Origin of the sequence: Cupriavidus basilensis (assembly GCF_029335485.1) — a bacterium.
GTDB classification, from domain to species: Bacteria; Pseudomonadota; Gammaproteobacteria; order Burkholderiales; family Burkholderiaceae; genus Cupriavidus; species Cupriavidus basilensis_E.
Genome location: NZ_JARJLM010000163.1, coordinates 44,454 through 59,885, shown reverse-complemented (window position 1 = coordinate 59,885; position 15,432 = coordinate 44,454). Strand labels below are relative to the sequence as shown.

General features: G+C 62.3%; 18 protein-coding genes and 2 pseudogenes. 11 read left to right on the top strand and 9 right to left on the bottom strand.

The features are described 5' to 3' along the window. Position 1: 1 nt before the first annotated feature. Both P3W85_RS09925 and P3W85_RS09920 read right to left on the bottom strand, forming a co-directional pair. Positions 2-463 (bottom strand): DNA methyltransferase, encoded by a 462-nt coding sequence (locus P3W85_RS09925; RefSeq protein ID WP_276264658.1) that lies wholly within the window; start codon positions 461-463, stop codon positions 2-4. A gap of 92 nt (positions 464-555) precedes the next feature. Next, the gene (locus P3W85_RS09920) at positions 556-1,038 is read right to left on the bottom strand and encodes a hypothetical protein (protein WP_276264657.1); all 483 of its coding nucleotides are present in this window, start codon (positions 1,036-1,038) and stop codon (positions 556-558) included. A 549-nt stretch (positions 1,039-1,587) separates the two neighbouring features. Here P3W85_RS09920 and P3W85_RS45480 point away from each other — a divergent pair. Beyond that, positions 1,588-2,334 (top strand): hypothetical protein, encoded by a 747-nt coding sequence (locus tag P3W85_RS45480; protein ID WP_430869518.1) that lies wholly within the window; start codon positions 1,588-1,590, stop codon positions 2,332-2,334. Here the strand turns inward: P3W85_RS45480 and P3W85_RS09910 are convergent. The 6 genes from P3W85_RS09910 to P3W85_RS09885 all read right to left on the bottom strand — a co-directional run bounded on the left by P3W85_RS09910 (position 2,324) and on the right by P3W85_RS09885 (position 6,641). Next, on the bottom strand, positions 2,324-3,277 hold the full coding sequence (locus P3W85_RS09910; protein WP_276264655.1) for a quinone oxidoreductase family protein: 954 nt from the start codon (positions 3,275-3,277) through the stop codon (positions 2,324-2,326). The two genes, P3W85_RS45480 and P3W85_RS09910, sit on opposite strands and share 11 nt — an antisense overlap. Further along, a complete protein-coding gene (locus tag P3W85_RS09905) occupies positions 3,274-3,666 on the bottom strand; it encodes an SDR family oxidoreductase (protein WP_276264654.1) in 393 nt (130 codons plus the stop codon). The genes P3W85_RS09910 and P3W85_RS09905 overlap by 4 nt, the downstream gene beginning before the upstream one ends. Positions 3,667-3,676: 10 nt before the next feature. Then, positions 3,677-4,105 (bottom strand): ester cyclase, encoded by a 429-nt coding sequence (locus tag P3W85_RS09900; protein ID WP_276264653.1) that lies wholly within the window; start codon positions 4,103-4,105, stop codon positions 3,677-3,679. 31 nt (positions 4,106-4,136) lie between these two features. Beyond that, on the bottom strand, positions 4,137-4,913 hold the full coding sequence (locus tag P3W85_RS09895; RefSeq protein ID WP_276264652.1) for an SDR family NAD(P)-dependent oxidoreductase: 777 nt from the start codon (positions 4,911-4,913) through the stop codon (positions 4,137-4,139). Between the two features lie 105 nt (positions 4,914-5,018). Continuing rightward, entirely contained in the window at positions 5,019-5,618 is a 600-nt protein-coding gene (gene wrbA, locus P3W85_RS09890; protein ID WP_276264651.1) for an NAD(P)H:quinone oxidoreductase, read from the bottom strand. A gap of 114 nt (positions 5,619-5,732) precedes the next feature. Next, positions 5,733-6,641, bottom strand: coding sequence for a LysR family transcriptional regulator (locus P3W85_RS09885; protein ID WP_276264650.1), 909 nt, complete (start codon positions 6,639-6,641; stop codon positions 5,733-5,735). A 99-nt stretch (positions 6,642-6,740) separates the two neighbouring features. On the opposite strand from P3W85_RS09885, the gene P3W85_RS09880 reads away from it, so the two are divergent. Continuing rightward, positions 6,741-7,613, top strand: a complete 873-nt coding sequence (locus tag P3W85_RS09880; RefSeq protein WP_276264649.1) for a pirin family protein — start codon at positions 6,741-6,743, stop codon at positions 7,611-7,613. Positions 7,614-7,773: 160 nt separating this feature from the next. Here P3W85_RS09880 and P3W85_RS09875 read toward each other — a convergent pair whose 3' ends face one another. Beyond that, on the bottom strand, positions 7,774-8,697 hold the full coding sequence (locus P3W85_RS09875) for an AraC family transcriptional regulator (RefSeq protein WP_276264648.1): 924 nt from the start codon (positions 8,695-8,697) through the stop codon (positions 7,774-7,776). Between the two features lie 705 nt (positions 8,698-9,402). Here P3W85_RS09875 and P3W85_RS09870 point away from each other — a divergent pair. From P3W85_RS09870 to P3W85_RS09830, 9 genes and pseudogenes are all read left to right on the top strand, one after another. Further along, on the top strand, positions 9,403-10,212 hold the full coding sequence (locus P3W85_RS09870; protein ID WP_276264647.1) for a carboxymuconolactone decarboxylase family protein: 810 nt from the start codon (positions 9,403-9,405) through the stop codon (positions 10,210-10,212). 161 nt (positions 10,213-10,373) lie between these two features. Further along, the gene (locus P3W85_RS09865; RefSeq protein WP_276264646.1) at positions 10,374-10,682 is read left to right on the top strand and encodes a putative quinol monooxygenase; all 309 of its coding nucleotides are present in this window, start codon (positions 10,374-10,376) and stop codon (positions 10,680-10,682) included. Between the two features lie 127 nt (positions 10,683-10,809). Next, positions 10,810-11,055, top strand: coding sequence for an Atu4866 domain-containing protein (locus P3W85_RS09860; protein WP_276264645.1), 246 nt, complete (start codon positions 10,810-10,812; stop codon positions 11,053-11,055). Between the two features lie 16 nt (positions 11,056-11,071). Then, positions 11,072-11,809 carry an SDR family oxidoreductase gene (locus P3W85_RS09855; protein WP_276264644.1) on the top strand — a complete coding sequence of 246 codons (738 nt, stop codon included), beginning with the start codon at positions 11,072-11,074 and terminating at the stop codon, positions 11,807-11,809. 34 nt (positions 11,810-11,843) lie between these two features. Beyond that, positions 11,844-12,605 carry an SDR family NAD(P)-dependent oxidoreductase gene (locus P3W85_RS09850; protein WP_276264643.1) on the top strand — a complete coding sequence of 254 codons (762 nt, stop codon included), beginning with the start codon at positions 11,844-11,846 and terminating at the stop codon, positions 12,603-12,605. An 83-nt stretch (positions 12,606-12,688) separates the two neighbouring features. Further along, complete coding sequence (locus P3W85_RS09845) at positions 12,689-13,537, top strand: SDR family oxidoreductase (RefSeq protein ID WP_276264642.1); 849 nt, start codon at positions 12,689-12,691, stop codon at positions 13,535-13,537. Positions 13,538-13,616: 79 nt separating this feature from the next. Beyond that, positions 13,617-14,174, top strand: a complete 558-nt coding sequence (locus tag P3W85_RS09840; RefSeq protein WP_276264641.1) for a flavin reductase family protein — start codon at positions 13,617-13,619, stop codon at positions 14,172-14,174. A 263-nt stretch (positions 14,175-14,437) separates the two neighbouring features. Continuing rightward, a pseudogene (locus P3W85_RS09835) lies at positions 14,438-14,744 on the top strand (DUF2958 domain-containing protein). Between the two features lie 113 nt (positions 14,745-14,857). Further along, positions 14,858-15,316, top strand: a pseudogene (locus P3W85_RS09830) (SRPBCC domain-containing protein); the annotation flags it as partial. Positions 15,317-15,432: the final 116 nt, after the last annotated feature.

Here is a 15,432-nt window from a genome sequence, read left to right as displayed (position 1 = left end):
TCTAGGATATGGATCGATTCGATGTGGCAAGAGCTGGGTGCAAGTCGAAGCCTGGAGATTCGCAGAAGAGTTCGGCGGCCCCGCGCAGGTACTCCAGCATCCATTCGGTCACCAGCCACCGACGCCCCAGCCTCTCTGCCGCCAGCCCGGTCGGGACCGGGCCGCCAAACGGATCCACGACCAGCTCGTCCGGCTCGGTGAGGAAGCGCACGAAGAAATCCGGGATGTCCGTCGGTTGCACCGCCCCATGGATTGGGAGGCCGAGTTCCTTCGCGCGCTGCCGATATAGGGTATCCGCGCAGGCGTGGCCACGCTCGATGACGTTGCGCGGCAACCGGCCCGCGGTGTCGCTGGCAAAGGAGCCAGGCCCCAGACGGCACGCGCCATCGCCATAGATTGCTGTCCGTGCCTCGCCGCCGGCGGCGATCAGCTTCCTATGCCGTTCGGTATGTGTCTGTAGCACGCGACGGTTGTCTGAGCGTACGCGGGCGGGTTATTCGTGAGCCAATAGACCAGCGCGTGCATGCTGCTTCGCTGGACGCGATTGACGCAAGCTCATGAGGTTCGGCCAGGTGGCCTGCTGTAGGTGACCCATGGAATGCGGTCCATGAGAGAGAGGCCGAGCCGATGATGCAGCGCCAGCAGCAACCGTTCGGCGTAGAGGGACCGCGCAGGACTTCTTGCCAGATGGACGTCGTTCCCAGTATCAATCACGATGCTGCCGCCCGGTACCAGCTCGCGGACGATTGGTTCCAACGCCTCGCAGAGGAAGTCGACGAATTGAGCTTCGTTAGGGTTGCCATAGGCGCGAGCCTGGCGGAGAGGGTAGGGTGGCGACGTTACGCAGAGCGCGATCGGTTCGCCCAGCCTTGGAAACACCTCGCCGGAGCGGGCCCATACTGCGACTCCCAAGTCCGTGCCGAAGGCAACCAGCCTGACCCCGATAGCGGCATTGTGCGGCTTCTGCCGTGCGTTCGCGCTCAGTCGCCAAAGGCCGTGTTCGCCTTCCACGCGCTCAATCATGCCAAGCCGCTTCATTGTCTGCTGTCCCCAGCGGATTTTGCGCTTCGTGGATCTGTGTATCTCGCTGGCGACGCTTATCGGGATCCGGCCATCAATGTTCCCGAGGTTGATCCCGGGACGTTGCGCGAGCTGCCGATAGAGCCGTGATTGCGGAGGTGAGCCGCAGGAAAGCCATCATGCAGGACGCCGTCGAGCAGGCGACCTGCAGCCTTCTTGCCTACGCGATGGACCATCGCCCAGCCGTCTGCCGCTGTGCCGCCCTTCGGATAGGCTACAGCGTCATAGCCGCCTGGCACCACTCGACCGGAACGTCCTGTATTTGCGAAGGATCATGCTGTCACCTCGCGCTCTGTGACACGATTTCTTACAACTGGAGGAGGTGGTCGTCTGTATCCTTGCGGCAATTCACCCACCTGTAAGCGAAGCTCGCCATGAAACTCCTTTCTGTGCTCGCCTTGGGCACGGCGGCACTTCTTAGTGGCTGTGTCGCTGTTCCATACGACGACGGCTACTACGGCGGCGGATACGCGCGCCCGTACTACGGCGGCGGCTACTTTGATTGGGATGGTGGTGGCTACTCCGGCGGGCGTCGCAATTGGGATCGCGACTGGGATCGGGGTGATAACCGCAACTGGAGCCGTGGCTGGAACCAAGGAGAAAACCGCAGTTGGAGCCGAGGCGGAGATCAAGGGGAGAATCGCGGCGACAAGCGTGGGTGGAATCGCGGTGGTGACCGGGGAGAAAAGCAGGGCTGGAATCGCGGCGGCGAACGCGGGAGTGACCGAGGCGATAGCCGTGGGGGGAACCGGGGCAGCGACGGCGGTAAGGGACGCGGCGGAGATCGCGGCAAGGATTGACATGCCGACGCGGAATGCGGACATCTTGAAACCCTTGGCGCCGCCCAGGCCAGAGCGCATGCCGAAGGTGGTGTATCACCGCGGATCATGCGCGGTTCTCCGTGCTGTCGGTCGCTTGCGAGGCTGCGTTCTCCTCGGCCACCAGGTGGCGAAGGGAGTGGGTGGCCAACATTTCCTCGACCATGCCGATGCTGGCCGCAGTGATGCCGCGCGGATAGTGGATCGTGACGGTGCCGCCTTCCGGCAGAGGAATCCTAATGACTTCGCGAAAGTCGACCTGGAGGCGTCGATCATCCGCGAAATGGAATCCTTCCTCCCGGAACTGGGGTCGGGCTTCACTTCCGTCGCCTGGAAAAAACGCATCCAGATCGATGGAGATCTGCTCAAGAGGAAATGTGGATTGAAGCTTGGCTCGAATACCCGCCTCATCCACACGAACCGCATCACGGAATGAGCACCAGCGATCCTGCCTTTTGCCGTCCGGCGATGTCGGCGTGGGCCTGTGCCGCGTCCTTGAGCGTGTAGCGGGTAGCAGTGACCGCACCGAACAAGCCGCCTCGGTAGGCATCGAACACTGCTGCCGTGGCCTCGTCGACGCGCCCCTGCAAATGGCTAGCCATCGGGCCGCCGACCATGCGGATCTGGCGACGGGCAACCTCGGCCTTGTCGAACTCCGGGGCGCCGGAGGCAGAGCCGATCGAGACGATGGTCCCGCCGTCACGCACTGCAGCCAGCGTGGCTGCGAAAGTCGCCTTGCCGACGAACTCGTAGACCACATCGACGCCCTGCGGCGCCAAGCGCTTCAATTGGGCCGCCAGATCCGCCGCGTCCGAAGGCAATACATGATCGATCGCCGAGGCCAGCGCCGCACGCTTCTCCGGCGATCCCGCCGTGCCGATCACAGCGGCGCCGCGCGCCTTGGCCCAGCGCGCCAGCAGATTGCCCACGCTGCTGGAGGCGCCCTGGACCAGCACGGTCTGTCCGGCCTGGAGCTGGTGGTAGCCGTTCAGGCCCGCCCAAGCGGTCAGGCCCTTGGTCAGCACGGCAGCCACCAGTTCGGCGGACAGATCGTCCGGCACCGGCACCAAATGCTCGGCAGCAATCAGGCGCTGCTGGGTGTAACTGCCTGGCGCCAGGTAGTAGGCCAAGCGCTGGCCTACCTTGATGCCAGCCACACCGGCGCCCAGCGCCTCTACGATGCCCACGCCCTCGACGCCCGGTACCGACGGTAGCGGCACCGGATACATGCCTTGCCGAAACAGCGTGTCGATGAAGTTCACGCCGATGGCCTCATGGCGCAGGCGCACCTCGCCGGCGCCGGGCGTGCCAATCGGGTCGTCCTCGACCTGGAGGACCGAGGGGGCGCCGTACTGATGGAAGCGGATGGTGGTGTTCATGATGAGGAGCCTTGGAAGAGGGTTGGGTTCGAGATGACGGACAGCAGGCCGCCGTCGACCAGCAAGGCAATGCCGGTCACATAGCTGGACAGGTCGGAGCCCAGCCAGGCCACGGCGTCGCCAATCTCGTCGGGGCGGCCCAGGTGGCGCAGCGGCGTGCGCTGGCGAAAGCCCTCGGCCGCCTCGGCGATGCCGGGGCTGGTGCGCAGCAGGTGGGTGTCGATGGTGCCGGGCGCCACTGCATTGACACGGATGCCGTCAGGGCCCAGCGCGTCGGCCATGGCCTTGGCCATCAGTACCACGCCGCCCTTGCTGGTGGAGTAGGCCACCGTCATGCCGGCGCCTGAAATGCCGCCCATGCTGGCCATCAGCAGGATGCTGGTGTTCATGGCCTGCTCCTTACTGCGGCAATGCGCCCAGTTGCTGCAGCACTGAGTACAGATTGGCCACGCCCCAGTGTTCGGTGATCTTGCCGTTTTGCACACGCATCGCATCCACCGTTTCGAAATGGATGGCCCGGCCTGTGGGCGCCAGGCCCAGGAAGTTGCCCCGATGCGTGCCGTGGTAAGTCTTGTAGGTGGTCACCACGTCGCCGTCGGCGCGCTGCCAGTGGATGACGGCGTGGAAATCCGGGAAGGCCTCGCGCAGCTTGCGGTATAGGCCTAAGGCGCCGGCCTTGTCCGGCGTGCAGTCAGGCTGCGGCGTGTGGTCGAGGAAATCGTCGGCGAACAATTCGTCGAACAGGGCCCAGTTGCCGCTGCCTTGCACTTCATCGGTGTTGCGGCGAATCACGGCCTTGGCGGCTTCGCTGACATTGACTTGGGTCATGGGTTTCTCCTTGGACAGTGGCTGAAGAAGTTCAGAGTTCGAAGCCGCCGATCGTCATGCCGCCATCGACGACCAGCATCTGGCCCATCACATAGCTGGCGGCATCGGAGGCCAGCCAGACGGCTGCCGCAGCGATCTCGCTGGGACGGGCGCCACGCTTGGCGGGAATGGCGGTGGTTGCCAGTTGGGCAAAGCCCGGGTTCTGGGCGCTGGCCGCGACGACCATGGGCGTCTCGGTCCAGCCGGGGGCCAACGCATTGACGCGCACGCTGTGGGCCGCGTTCTCCATCGCAGCCACCCGGGTCAGACCGTGCACGCCGTGCTTGGATGCCGCATAGGCGCTCATACCGCCAGGTCCAGTCAGGGCTGCGACCGAGGCGGTGTTGACGATGGCGCCGCCCCCGCTGCGCTTGAGCAGAGGCAGCTCATGCTTCATGCCCAGAAACACACTGCGCAGGTTGACCGCGATCACGCGGTCGAAATCGGCTGTCGGGTAGTCCTCGATCCGGTGGGTCTGGCCGGAGATGCCGGCGTTGTTGAATGCCACATCCAGGCGCCCAGCCTCCTTGGCGATGCGCACGATCAGTGCGGCCATCTCGCTTTCGACCGACACATCGACCCGTGCCGCCTGCGCCCTGCCACCGAGTTCGACAATCAGATCCTTGGTTTCGGCCAAGCCATGCGTGCCGACGTCTGCCAAGTAGACCAAGGCGCCCCGATCGGCAAAGACTCGTGCGGCTTCGCGGCCGATGCCGGAGCCAGCCCCCGTGACCAGCACGACCTTGTCAGTGAAATCCTTGATGCTCATGGTGTTCTCCAGAGAAGGGACGAGTGAGCCCCGCCGACGCCGGAGCCTGCGATGAAAGCCCTTGGTGGATGCGGGCGGCCCGGCCTAGCCGCGGCCGGATAGGCCTTAGCCGAACAGCTTGGCGGCGGTCTTGGCGACCAGTTCGCCCTGGTGGCGTGCGCCGGCCAGATCCATTTCCGAGGGTTGGCGCGAACCGTCACCGCCCGCCACGGTGGTCGCACCGTAAGGTGCGCCGCCCACGATCTCGTCCATGCTCATCTGGCCTTGGTGGCTGTACGGCAGGCCAACGATGGTCATGCCAAAGTGCAGCAGATTGGTGATGATCGAGAACAGCGTGGTTTCCTGGCCGCCGTGCTGGGTGGCCGAAGAACTAAATGCGGGCCCGACCTTGCCATTGAGCGTGCCACGCATCCAGAGGCCACCGGCCTGGTCGAGGAAAGCCGCCATCTGGGACGACATGCGGCCGAAGCGCGTGCCGGTGCCGACGATGATGGCGTCGTAGTGTTCCAGTTCGGCCACTGTCGCGACCGGAGCCGCCTGGTCAAGTTTGAAGTGCGCGTTCTTCGCGATTTCCACCGACACGGTTTCAGGCACGCGCTTGATGTCGACCTGGGCGCCGGTGCTGCGGGCGCCTTCAGCGATGGCCTCGGCCACTTTCTCGATGTGGCCGTATGAGGAGTAGTAGAGAACGAGTACCTTGGTCATGAGAGGCTCCCGGAGTGGACAACTTGGCGAGTTGCACGTACCGAAGATTAGGAGCCATTCACCTATAGCGGAAGCCTGTTTATTTCGATGGAATCCATCCGCCAGAACTATGGATCAGGCAGGCGCGTTGGCGGTGAATTGTTGCAGCCGGTCGATGAACCAGCGCCCTGCCGGTCCGGGCGGCGCGTCCTTGCGGTAGACGGCGTACATGGCGATACCCGGTGTTGCCGGCTGATGGATTTCCAGGCGGATGCGGACCAGTCGCCCTGCCTCCAGGTCTGGCTCCACCATCGCCAGCGGCATATGTCCCCAGCCAAAACCAGCCTTGAGGAAGGCATGCTTCGCACCCAGATCGGCAAGGCGCCAGATCAACGGCGAGAACACGCCGAAGTGGCTGCCTGCAGTCAGCGTGGTGCGGTCGGTCAGCACCAATTGCACATGCCGTTCGAGATCTTCGCTGTGCAGGATGCCTTGGCATTGAGCCAGCGGATGGGCTGGAGCTACGACGGTGACCATAGGCACTTCCGGTAGTTTCTCTGCGTCCAGCCCTTCGGGCACCACTGGCATCGAGCCAATCACACCGATGCGGCAGACACCATCCAGCACCGGTCGGACTACCGCGCCGAGCGCCTCGACATACATGCGCAGTGGCGTCGTCGGAAAGGCCAGGCGAAAGGCGCCGACGGCGTCGGTGAGCGCAGCCATCGGGTACATCACATCGACAGCCACCGACAATTCGGGCTCTAGGCCCTCAGACAAAGTGCGTGCCCGCGCCTTGAGTGCATCCATGCCATTCACCACGGTCTTGGCTTCGCCCAGTAGTGCCTTGCCCTCGTCGGTCAGTACTGGGTAGCGTGCGCTACGGTCGAACAGCGATACGCGAAGCTGCGCCTCGAGATTGGCCAGGGTCTGGCTGACCACGGATTGCGCCCGGCGCAGCTTGCGCCCCGCCGCCGAAAAACTGCCTTCCTCCGCTGCCGCGATGAAGGTCCGCAACTGGTCCAAGGACACGCCATCGAGCATCCATCGCTCCTTAGGATGAAATCCATCGAAACATATAGGCTTCTCAGCTGGATGTCCAGTTTCTAAAGTTCCGTTCAACCCATCAGACGGAACTACCCGATGTCCACCTTCACTCTATCGTTGCAACCTGTTAGGCCAATAGCCGAATCCCAGGGTGCCCAACGCCACGTCGTCCAGCAAGCCTCCGGCCGGCGCCACGGCCCCGTGACCCGGGTATTCAGTCCCGGAGACATTGGCAACCAGGTCAAGCCCTTCGTATTCCTGGACTACTTCGACTTCCAGGCCACAGGCAGCGCGATGTTCCCAATGCATCCGCACTCGGGCATTGCCATGACGACCGTAGTGCTATCCGGCTCCATGCGCTACGAAGATACGACAGGGGCCTCGAGCGTGCTGGAGGCCGGCAATGTCGAATGGATGCGGGCGGGCCACGGCGTCTGGCACGACGCCTCTCCGGCCAGCATGGGGCGCTTTCGCGGCTACCAGTTGTGGGTTGCCTTGCCAGCGGCACTGGAGCATGCGCCAGTGCAGAGCCAGTACCTGCCGCCCAAAGCCGTGCCGCAATCAGGCCCGGCTCGCGTAATCCTCGGCCGCCATACAGGCGCGCACAGCCAGGTGGCCGCACCCGAAGATCTGCTGGTGCTGCATGTCCGGCTGCGTGACGGCGAACGCTGGCAGCTGACAACGGAGCCGGGCCACAACGTTGGCTGGCTCCATGTCTCCCAAGGTGCGTTGCACTTGGCCGGCGCGCGTATCGCGAACGAACTCGCTGTGCTGAACGAGAGTAGTGCCGGGATCGACGTAGTCGCTGAAGGCGCGACGGAGTTCATCGTCGGCACCGCGGTCAAGCATCCCCATCCACTGGTGCTCGGGCACTACTCCGTCCATACCAGCCCCGCCGCACCGCAGCGCGGCGAACAGGAAATTGCTCGGCTCGGCGAGCAACTCCGCGCCCGCGGCCGAGTGTGCTGAAGCGCGCGTCAACACCGGGACCCGAGTTTCCACCCCCTTTTTTTTTTTTGACGTTCGACATTTCTGGAACATGTCGGAGGACTTGGACCAAGGCTCGGTCAAAGGTCCAGGTTTTGCGCTGATACCGTGCAAGCAAGCAAATTCAGTGGGCTACAGCAAGCTACGAGATTTGTGCCGCTGGTGACAGCGCGAATGAGGCTCTCATGTCGCGTACTTCCTCGATAGGACTTCGGCCGAAGAAGCGCTTGAATTCGCGACTGAATTGCGATGGGCTTTCATAGCCGACTCGTGCCGAGGCGGACGCTGCGGTCAAGCCGTCACGAATCATCAATAGCCGTGCCTGGTGCAGCCTGGTCGATTTGATGTATTGAATCGGCGAGGTGTGCGTGACCGTCTTGAAGTGGGCGTGAAAGGCCGGAATGCTCATACCCGCCTCGCCTGCGAGATGCGTGACGTCCAGGCTCTGCGCAAAGTCGACATGGATGCGCCTCAGCGCCTTGGCGACCTTGCCGAATTGCCCTTGATGCGCCAACGCCGCGCGCATGGCGCCGCCTTGCTGCCCCACCAGCACCCGAAAACATATCTCCCGCACGATGGCCGGCCCAAGTATCTGGGCTTCGAGCGGAGATGCCAGGGCTTCGAGCAAGCGCAGCGTTGCATTGGCCAACGGACCTCCCAGCGGGGTCGAAACCATGCCTCGTGGCAAATCACTCGTGTGTTGGTCTGAGCGATCGATCGCCAACATCAAATCGGCCACATCGGTCAGGCTCAGGCGTATGGAAACGGCCAACATGGGTTCAGTCTCGCTGGCCTCGGTCTCGGTGGAAAAGGGCAAGGGAACCGACAACACCAAGTAGTGCTGAGCGTCGTAGACATAGACATCGCTGCCAAGGAAGCCGCGCTTGCGGCCCTGGCAAACGATCACGATGCTGGGTTCATACAGCACCGGCGTGCGTCCCAAGGGACGATCCGAGCGCATGAAACGGACGCTGTCGAGCGTCGATAACGTATAGCCCTCGTTTGGCGCCAGTTGCGCCAGGAGTGCCGACATGCGCTGGGAAATAGGCTCATCGATCATCGTCATAGGTCACCGGTCAGGGCAGATTGCGTCGGTGAGGTTCTCCTCGAAGTTCCGGGATTGCCTGCTCCAGGGTAGCGCAGAACGATAGGAATAGGCAAGGAGCGCATAGATGTGGGTATTCGCGCCGCAGGGAGGCATTCCTACCATGAGTCACCGGTGGACTGTCTCTGCCGACTACCTGCAAAAAGGACATTCCATGAGCTCCGACCAAGACAACGCCGCCCGCATTCGCAGCCTCTACGATGATCGAGGCCGCAGACATGCAAATTCGGGGACTGTCCGGGGATGCCGCCGGGCGACTTCGGGCTGAGCTTCAAGATCTTCAGAAGACCAATGCTGCAGCACCTCCCAGAACTCCGGCGCGTGGCGAAGCTCTCCGAATGGAATGTGTGACCCAACAGCGTTCTGCCTTGAATGCGATGAGGCCGCGTGGAGAGATCGAGGGCGACGTATTTCAGACGCTTCAGCGCGAACTTGATTGGCTCCAGCTCGCGCATTCTTCTCACGGTGAAATGAAACTTGAGGAAGGGTAGAGGCCGCAGTTCCACTGTCCATGTGCGCCCGGATGCATCGGTTCGGGCACTGGGCCTTTCCACATGGAGTCCACCAAATTGGCTAGCAGTAGCTACCGCGCATCACACCGAGAGGATCGGTCAAATGAGGCTTGGAAGCCTACGCCTCGAATCACACATCACCGAAGGACGGAAAATGAATGACGCCTCTGCAAGATACCAGACTGGTTTGGACTATCTCGCGATGATCGAGGGCCAACGCCCCCCTTCGCTGGAAGCCAATCTCAAAGACATCGCGCCTGACTTGGCGAGGCTGGCGATCGAGTTCGCCTACGGCGAGGTCTATCCGCGTCGCCACCTCGACCTGCGGCAACGGCAACTCGCCACTGCGGGTGCGTTGGCTGCGCTGGGACATGCCCGGCCGCAACTGAAGTTCCATCTCGGGGGAGCGCTCAACGTAGGCTGCACGCCTGAGGAACTCGTCGAGCTTGCAATCCACATGACCGTCTATGCCGGATTCCCTGCAGCGATCAATACGGCGATGGTTCTGAAGGAATTGTTCGAAGAGAGAGGCATCGCGCTGGTGTGCGACGCGGGCATGACACCTCGGAACCCGGATCAGACGCGATATGAGCAAGGCTGGGAGGGTCTGAAGGACATCGATGGCAATGCCGGCGAGCGCGTGATTTCTGCGTTGCAGGACATTTCGCCGGATCTTGGCCGGTACATCATCGAGTTTGCTTTTGGCGACGTGTACAGCCGCTCGTCCATGGACCTGCCGTCGAGGGAATTGGTGACCGTGGCGGCGCTCACCGCGCTCGGGACGGCTTTCGCTCAGCTAAAGGTTCATATGCACGGTTTCTTGAACGTGGGCGGAACGAAGGATCAACTGATAGAGATCATCACGCACACGGCTGTCTACGCTGGCTTCCCCGCAGCGATCAATGGGGCTTTGGCTGCGAAGGAGGTGATGGCTGAGCGCGAACAGCATCACGCAGTGCCCTGACCGTCTTCGCGGATGCGGTAGCCGACAGCGGCTCGACATTTCTCTCGAAATAGGAATGGGCAAGAACCACATAGGTGCAGGTATTCGCGTAGAGGGGTGTCGTTCCTATCATGAGTTACCGGTTGACGATCTCTTCCGGCAACTCACGCATAGGACATCTCATGACCATTACCAACGTTGCGTTCATCCGCACCAAGCCCGGACAGGGCACGGCATTGGGCGGCTTGCTGGCCGAGTTGGCGCCGATCTCCCGCGAGGAAGCCGGCTGCATTGACTTCGAGCTGCACAGATCAGTAGACAACCCGGATCTCTGGTTCGTCTACGAAAACTGGACATCCCGCGATGACCTGGACCAGCACTTCAAGACGCCGCATCTCCTGAAATTTGCCGAAGCCGCAGCGCCGCTGCTGGACGGCGAAATGGATCTGCGCCTGTTCTCCAAAGTGGCTGTGGTGGGTGCGAAGGGCTGATGTCATGCGAGCCCACCAGAAAATGATCTTGGTCCTTCTATCGGCTACCGCCAGCTCGATCGGCCATGCCCAGCAAGCTCGCGAGACCCCATCAACCCGCGATAGCAGAGCCCAGGAGGCGCGCGCCATGAACCAGAACAAGTACGTCGGCATGTGGGTGACGGCCGATGGCTACATCCGCCACGCGCTGTTGCAGGGAGGCCGCTATGACGAAGCCCGAGGTTCGCGCAAAAGCGCCTATCAAGGCAGCTACCGCATCGAGGGCGACCACATCGACTACCGCGACGACACCGGCTTTACCGCCGGCGGCGATTTCCGTGATGGCGTCCTGTACCACGCCGGCATGGTGCTGTGCCGCGAAACCACCCGCTGAAAAGGAGTTCACCAAAATGTCTGCAACCAAAAAACCGAAAATCATCCTCGTCACCGGCGCCAGCAGCGGTATCGGCGAAGCCACCACGCGGCTTCTTGCCAGCCAGGGACATCATCTCGTCGTCGGCGCGCGTCGTACGGAGCGGCTGGCGGCTTTGGCCGGGGAGATCCAGGCAAGCGGCGGATCGGTGCGTTATCGCGCGCTTGATGTCACGTCGGCAAAGGACGTCAATGACTTTGCCGAGTTTGCGAGAGATGCCTTCGGTCGGATCGACGTCATCGTCAATAACGCGGGCGTCATGCCGCTCTCGCCCTTGTCCTCACTCAAGGTGGACGAGTGGAATCGCATGATCGACGTGAACATCCGCGGCGTTCTGCACGGCATCGCGGCCGTGTTGCCCAGCATGGAGCAGCAGGGCCATGGCCAGGTGGTCAATGTTTCTTCCATCGGCGGGCTGGCTGTATCGCCCACGGCCGCGGTGTACTGCGCAACCAAATTCGCGGTGCGCGCCATCTCCGACGGTTTGCGCCAGGAGTCCGACAAGATCCGTGTGACCGTGATCTGCCCCGGCGTCGTCGAGTCCGAGTTGGCCGACACGATCTCCGATGAGACGGCCCGCAATGCCATGCGCGAATACCGCCGCATCGCACTGGCACCGGATGCCATCGCCCGCGCGATCGCCTACGCGATCGAGCAGCCGGCCGATGTGGATGTGAGCGAAATCGTCGTTCGCCCCACGGCCAACTCCCACTGATTCGACCGACTACGTATTTTCCGAAGGAATGAACATGACATCCAACGCATCCATCGCAACGCCGTTCCAGGACAAGGTCGCGATCGTCACAGGCGCTGCCAGCGGCATCGGACTCGCGACGACGAATCTCCTTCACGCGCAGGGCGCAAAGGTCATCGCCGTGGGAAGGAATTCAAACGTCGAAACGCTGGCCCGTCCCGGCATCGTTCCGCTCGTCGCTGACGTCGCGAACGAAGAGAGCGCGATACGCGCAGTCGCCTTGGCGAAGGAGAAGTTCGGAAGGCTCGACATTCTCGTGAACAACGCCGGCATCATCATCAACAAGCCGGTGGTGGAGATGACGCTCGACGATTGGAACGGAATCCTGGCAGTCAATGTGACAGGCGCTTTCCTGTTCTCCCGTGAGGCCATGCGCGCCATGATCCCCGCCAAGCAAGGCGCGATCGTCAACGTCGGCTCCTATGCGTGCTATCAAGCGTTCCCGAGCATCGCTGCCTACGCAGCGTCCAAGGGTGCTCTTGCGCAGTTGACCCGCGCGCTGGCGCTCGAAGCGATCGAAGACGGAATCCGGGTCAACGCGGTGGGATCGGGCGACGTCGTTACCAACATCACCAACAAGATCCATGCGGACGGTCCCGGGTTCCTCGCCGAGCACGGCAAGAACGCGCCTATCAAGCGCGCGGCACAACCCGAGGAAATTGCCGAAGTCATCGCCTTCCTGGCGTCTGACAAGGCCAGCTATCTCGTCGGCGCGGTGGTCATGGCCGACGGTGGAATGAGCGTCGCGCTCAAGTAGCGGAACGGCGGCGCAGCCGTCTGCCGGCCACCAGTCAACCAATCAATTTGTCTATTCCCCTTAAGGGAAATCAAGGGAACATCATGAAGGCAACACGCAAGACATGGTTCATCACGGGCGCCTCGAAGGGCATCGGCCAAACCTTGGCCCGTCATCTGCTGGCACGCGGCGACCGCGTGGCGGTGACCTCGCGAACCGTTGAGTCACTCGAATCCACTGTGGGCACCGCTTCCGACAGCCTGCTTCCGCTGCAAGTGGACCTGGCTGACGATCGCAGCGTTCAAAGCGCCGTCGACAGGACGATCTCGACCTTTGGCCGTCTTGACGTCGTCGTCAACAATGCGGGCTATGGCCAGCAAGGCACGATCGAGGCGCTGTCCGACAGCGAACTGCGCAGGAACTTCGAGGTGAACGTCTTTGCTCCCTTGAACGTGCTGCGGCATGCCCTGCCACATCTGCGGCGCCAGCGCTCGGGGCACATCATCAATATCGCATCCATCGTTGGTTTCCAGGGCGGCTATGCGGGCTGGGGCAGCTATGTGTCCAGCAAGTTTGCCCTTGCCGGCCTGACCGAGTCCCTGGCAGCCGAAGTTGCCGAACTGGGCATCACGGCGACCGTTCTCTATCCAGGGCCGGTGCGCACCGACTTCCTGTCCAGCGGCTCGTTGGTGATAGCACAGCGCAAGATCGATGACTACACCGAAGCCCAGGCCTCGTTGGACTTGCACCTTGGAACCTTCGCAGGACATCAGGCCGGCGATCCCGACAAGCTTGCCCTGTTGATCATGCAGGCCGCGGACGTCGCCAAGCCGCCGCTTCATCTGTTTGCTGGCCATGTCGCCAATGAACTGGCGCTGCAGAAGATGCAAGGCGTACGCCTGGACATCGAGGCATGGAAGGGGTCGGCAGAGGCCATCGATTTCACCGTTTGACGGAGCGCATGCTGAATATGTTTGATCCGCCAGTGACGGTGTTTGACAACGGGCGCCGTCACACCTTGGAGAATCTACTATGTTCAAAGAAATGCCAGCGTCAAAAGCCTATCGTTTGCTGGAATCCGGCCCCATCGTGATGGTGTCTACGCGGGCGACGAATGGAAGCGATAACCTCATGACCATGGGTTTTCACATGATGGTGCAGCACGAGCCTGCCTTGGTAGGTGCAATCATTGGCCCTTGGGATCACAGCCATGAGGCGCTGCGCCGGACTGGCGAGTGCGTGTTGGCCATTCCGACCGTTGATCTCGCTAGGATCGTCGTTGATGTCGGCAACTGTTCTGGCTCGGAGACTGACAAGTTCAAGCGTTTCGGCCTGACGGCCCTTCCGGCAACTGATGTCCGCGCACCGCTGGTGGGGGAGTGTCTGGCTAACCTCGAATGCCGAGTTGCAGACACCTCCTTGCTTGATCGCTACCGCCTGTTCATCCTGGAGGTCAAAAGGATATGGGTGGATCAGGATCGTAAGGAGCGGCGGCTGATTCATCACGCGGGTGACGGCAAGTTCATTGTGGATGGGGAAACGATCGATTTGGGTGATCGGATGGTGCGCTGGCAGTATCTGATGGATTAGATGGCGTTGATCCCTTGGCGCTTGCGGCTCGGCTTGTTGATCCGAGCCTGCGTGCTGCGCTTGCCGAGAGGCGAGGGTGTGTGGTGGACAGGGTACGGGCGGCTTGCTCTTCCCTTCATCGTGCCACGGCGTTCTCGCCGTCAAGGGCGGTGCGTGCCTTTCACGCTGGCGGCCTATGACCGTCTGCGACCCTTGACTGCTTGCGCTGTGCCGTGACCCGGAGGAGACGGGCAATTCCGCCCGGCGGCCTTCAGGAGTTCACCATGAGCTACGCATTCATCACCGATGAGCAGCGTCTGGTGCTGCTGGCCAATGGCCGCGAATCGTTGCAGAACCCGGACTTCGATCCGCGCACGTGGTCAAGCTGTTCACGCCGGATGCCGGACCCGGCTGCTGACCGAGATTGACCCGGACGAGCATGACCATGCTTTCGGCTTGTGCGACCTGGGCCTGGGGATGCCTGAGCTGGGCTGGATCAGCCTGCAGGAACTGGCGGCCGTGCGCGGACGGCTGGGGTTGCCGATCGAACGCGACTTGCACTCTCGTGCCGGGAAGCGTCTGAGCGCCTAAGCGCGCGATGCTCGGCTGGCGGGGCGGATCGTCATCTGATCGGTTTTTGGGGCGCTTCAATGCGCCCCTTTGTTCTCTTGGTGCTCACCGCTGCTGACTGTGAGAGCAAAGCCATGACCCCTTCGACGGTGCGCCGCGACGCGGCGTCAAGACTCATCAAGGCGTCGCCCGCGGCGATCTACCAGGCTTTCGTGGTGCGCGAGGCTATGGCGAAATGGTCGGCGCCTGAAGGTGCGACTATGGCGATCCAGGTCTTCGAGCCGCGCATCGGCGGGCGGATCCAGATGACATTCACCTTCGCTTCGGCCCCTGGCAAGTCAACGGCCAACGCGGAAGTGGTGGTCGGGAGCTTCGTCGCGCTGGTGCCGCAGCAGCGCATCGTCCAGATGTTCGAGTGTACCTCGACCGATCCGACTTTCGCCGGGATGATGACGATGCCCTGGGTGCTGGAGGTGGCAGCGGGCGGTACGGTCGTCACGGTCGTTGCCGAAAACGTTCCGTCCGGCATTTCTCAGACAGACCATGGGATCGGCATGAATTCGTCCCTTGCCCATCTCGCCGCCTACGTCCAGCGAGTCGTCGCCGTGGCTATTGGATCTGCCAGCATCCGTGGATGTATGGGGACTCTCCCCACCCTTCTACCCCCAGTAACTATTCCTGGTCGCGCGCCGCTTGCTTGATGAGCGTC

Excerpts from the sequence above, each read along its gene's own strand:
- P3W85_RS09880 (WP_276264649.1), top strand. The coding sequence starts at position 6,741 with ATGTCCACCTTCACTCTATCGTTGCAACCTGTTAGGCCAATAGCCGAA.
- P3W85_RS09875 (WP_276264648.1), bottom strand. The coding sequence starts at position 8,697 with ATGACGATGATCGATGAGCCTATTTCCCAGCGCATGTCGGCACTCCTG.
- P3W85_RS09865 (WP_276264646.1), top strand. The coding sequence starts at position 10,374 with ATGACCATTACCAACGTTGCGTTCATCCGCACCAAGCCCGGACAGGGC.
- P3W85_RS09845 (WP_276264642.1), top strand. The coding sequence starts at position 12,689 with ATGAAGGCAACACGCAAGACATGGTTCATCACGGGCGCCTCGAAGGGC.
- P3W85_RS09910 (WP_276264655.1), bottom strand. The coding sequence starts at position 3,277 with ATGAACACCACCATCCGCTTCCATCAGTACGGCGCCCCCTCGGTCCTC.
- P3W85_RS09870 (WP_276264647.1), top strand. The coding sequence starts at position 9,403 with ATGAATGACGCCTCTGCAAGATACCAGACTGGTTTGGACTATCTCGCG.
- P3W85_RS09920 (WP_276264657.1), bottom strand. The coding sequence starts at position 1,038 with ATGAAGCGGCTTGGCATGATTGAGCGCGTGGAAGGCGAACACGGCCTT.
- P3W85_RS09840 (WP_276264641.1), top strand. The coding sequence starts at position 13,617 with ATGTTCAAAGAAATGCCAGCGTCAAAAGCCTATCGTTTGCTGGAATCC.
- P3W85_RS09905 (WP_276264654.1), bottom strand. The coding sequence starts at position 3,666 with ATGAACACCAGCATCCTGCTGATGGCCAGCATGGGCGGCATTTCAGGC.
- P3W85_RS09860 (WP_276264645.1), top strand. The coding sequence starts at position 10,810 with ATGAACCAGAACAAGTACGTCGGCATGTGGGTGACGGCCGATGGCTAC.
- P3W85_RS09900 (WP_276264653.1), bottom strand. The coding sequence starts at position 4,105 with ATGACCCAAGTCAATGTCAGCGAAGCCGCCAAGGCCGTGATTCGCCGC.
- P3W85_RS09855 (WP_276264644.1), top strand. The coding sequence starts at position 11,072 with ATGTCTGCAACCAAAAAACCGAAAATCATCCTCGTCACCGGCGCCAGC.
- P3W85_RS09895 (WP_276264652.1), bottom strand. The coding sequence starts at position 4,913 with ATGAGCATCAAGGATTTCACTGACAAGGTCGTGCTGGTCACGGGGGCT.
- P3W85_RS09885 (WP_276264650.1), bottom strand. The coding sequence starts at position 6,641 with ATGCTCGATGGCGTGTCCTTGGACCAGTTGCGGACCTTCATCGCGGCA.
- wrbA (WP_276264651.1), bottom strand. The coding sequence starts at position 5,618 with ATGACCAAGGTACTCGTTCTCTACTACTCCTCATACGGCCACATCGAG.
- P3W85_RS45480 (WP_430869518.1), top strand. The coding sequence starts at position 1,588 with ATGGTGGTGGCTACTCCGGCGGGCGTCGCAATTGGGATCGCGACTGGG.
- P3W85_RS09850 (WP_276264643.1), top strand. The coding sequence starts at position 11,844 with ATGACATCCAACGCATCCATCGCAACGCCGTTCCAGGACAAGGTCGCG.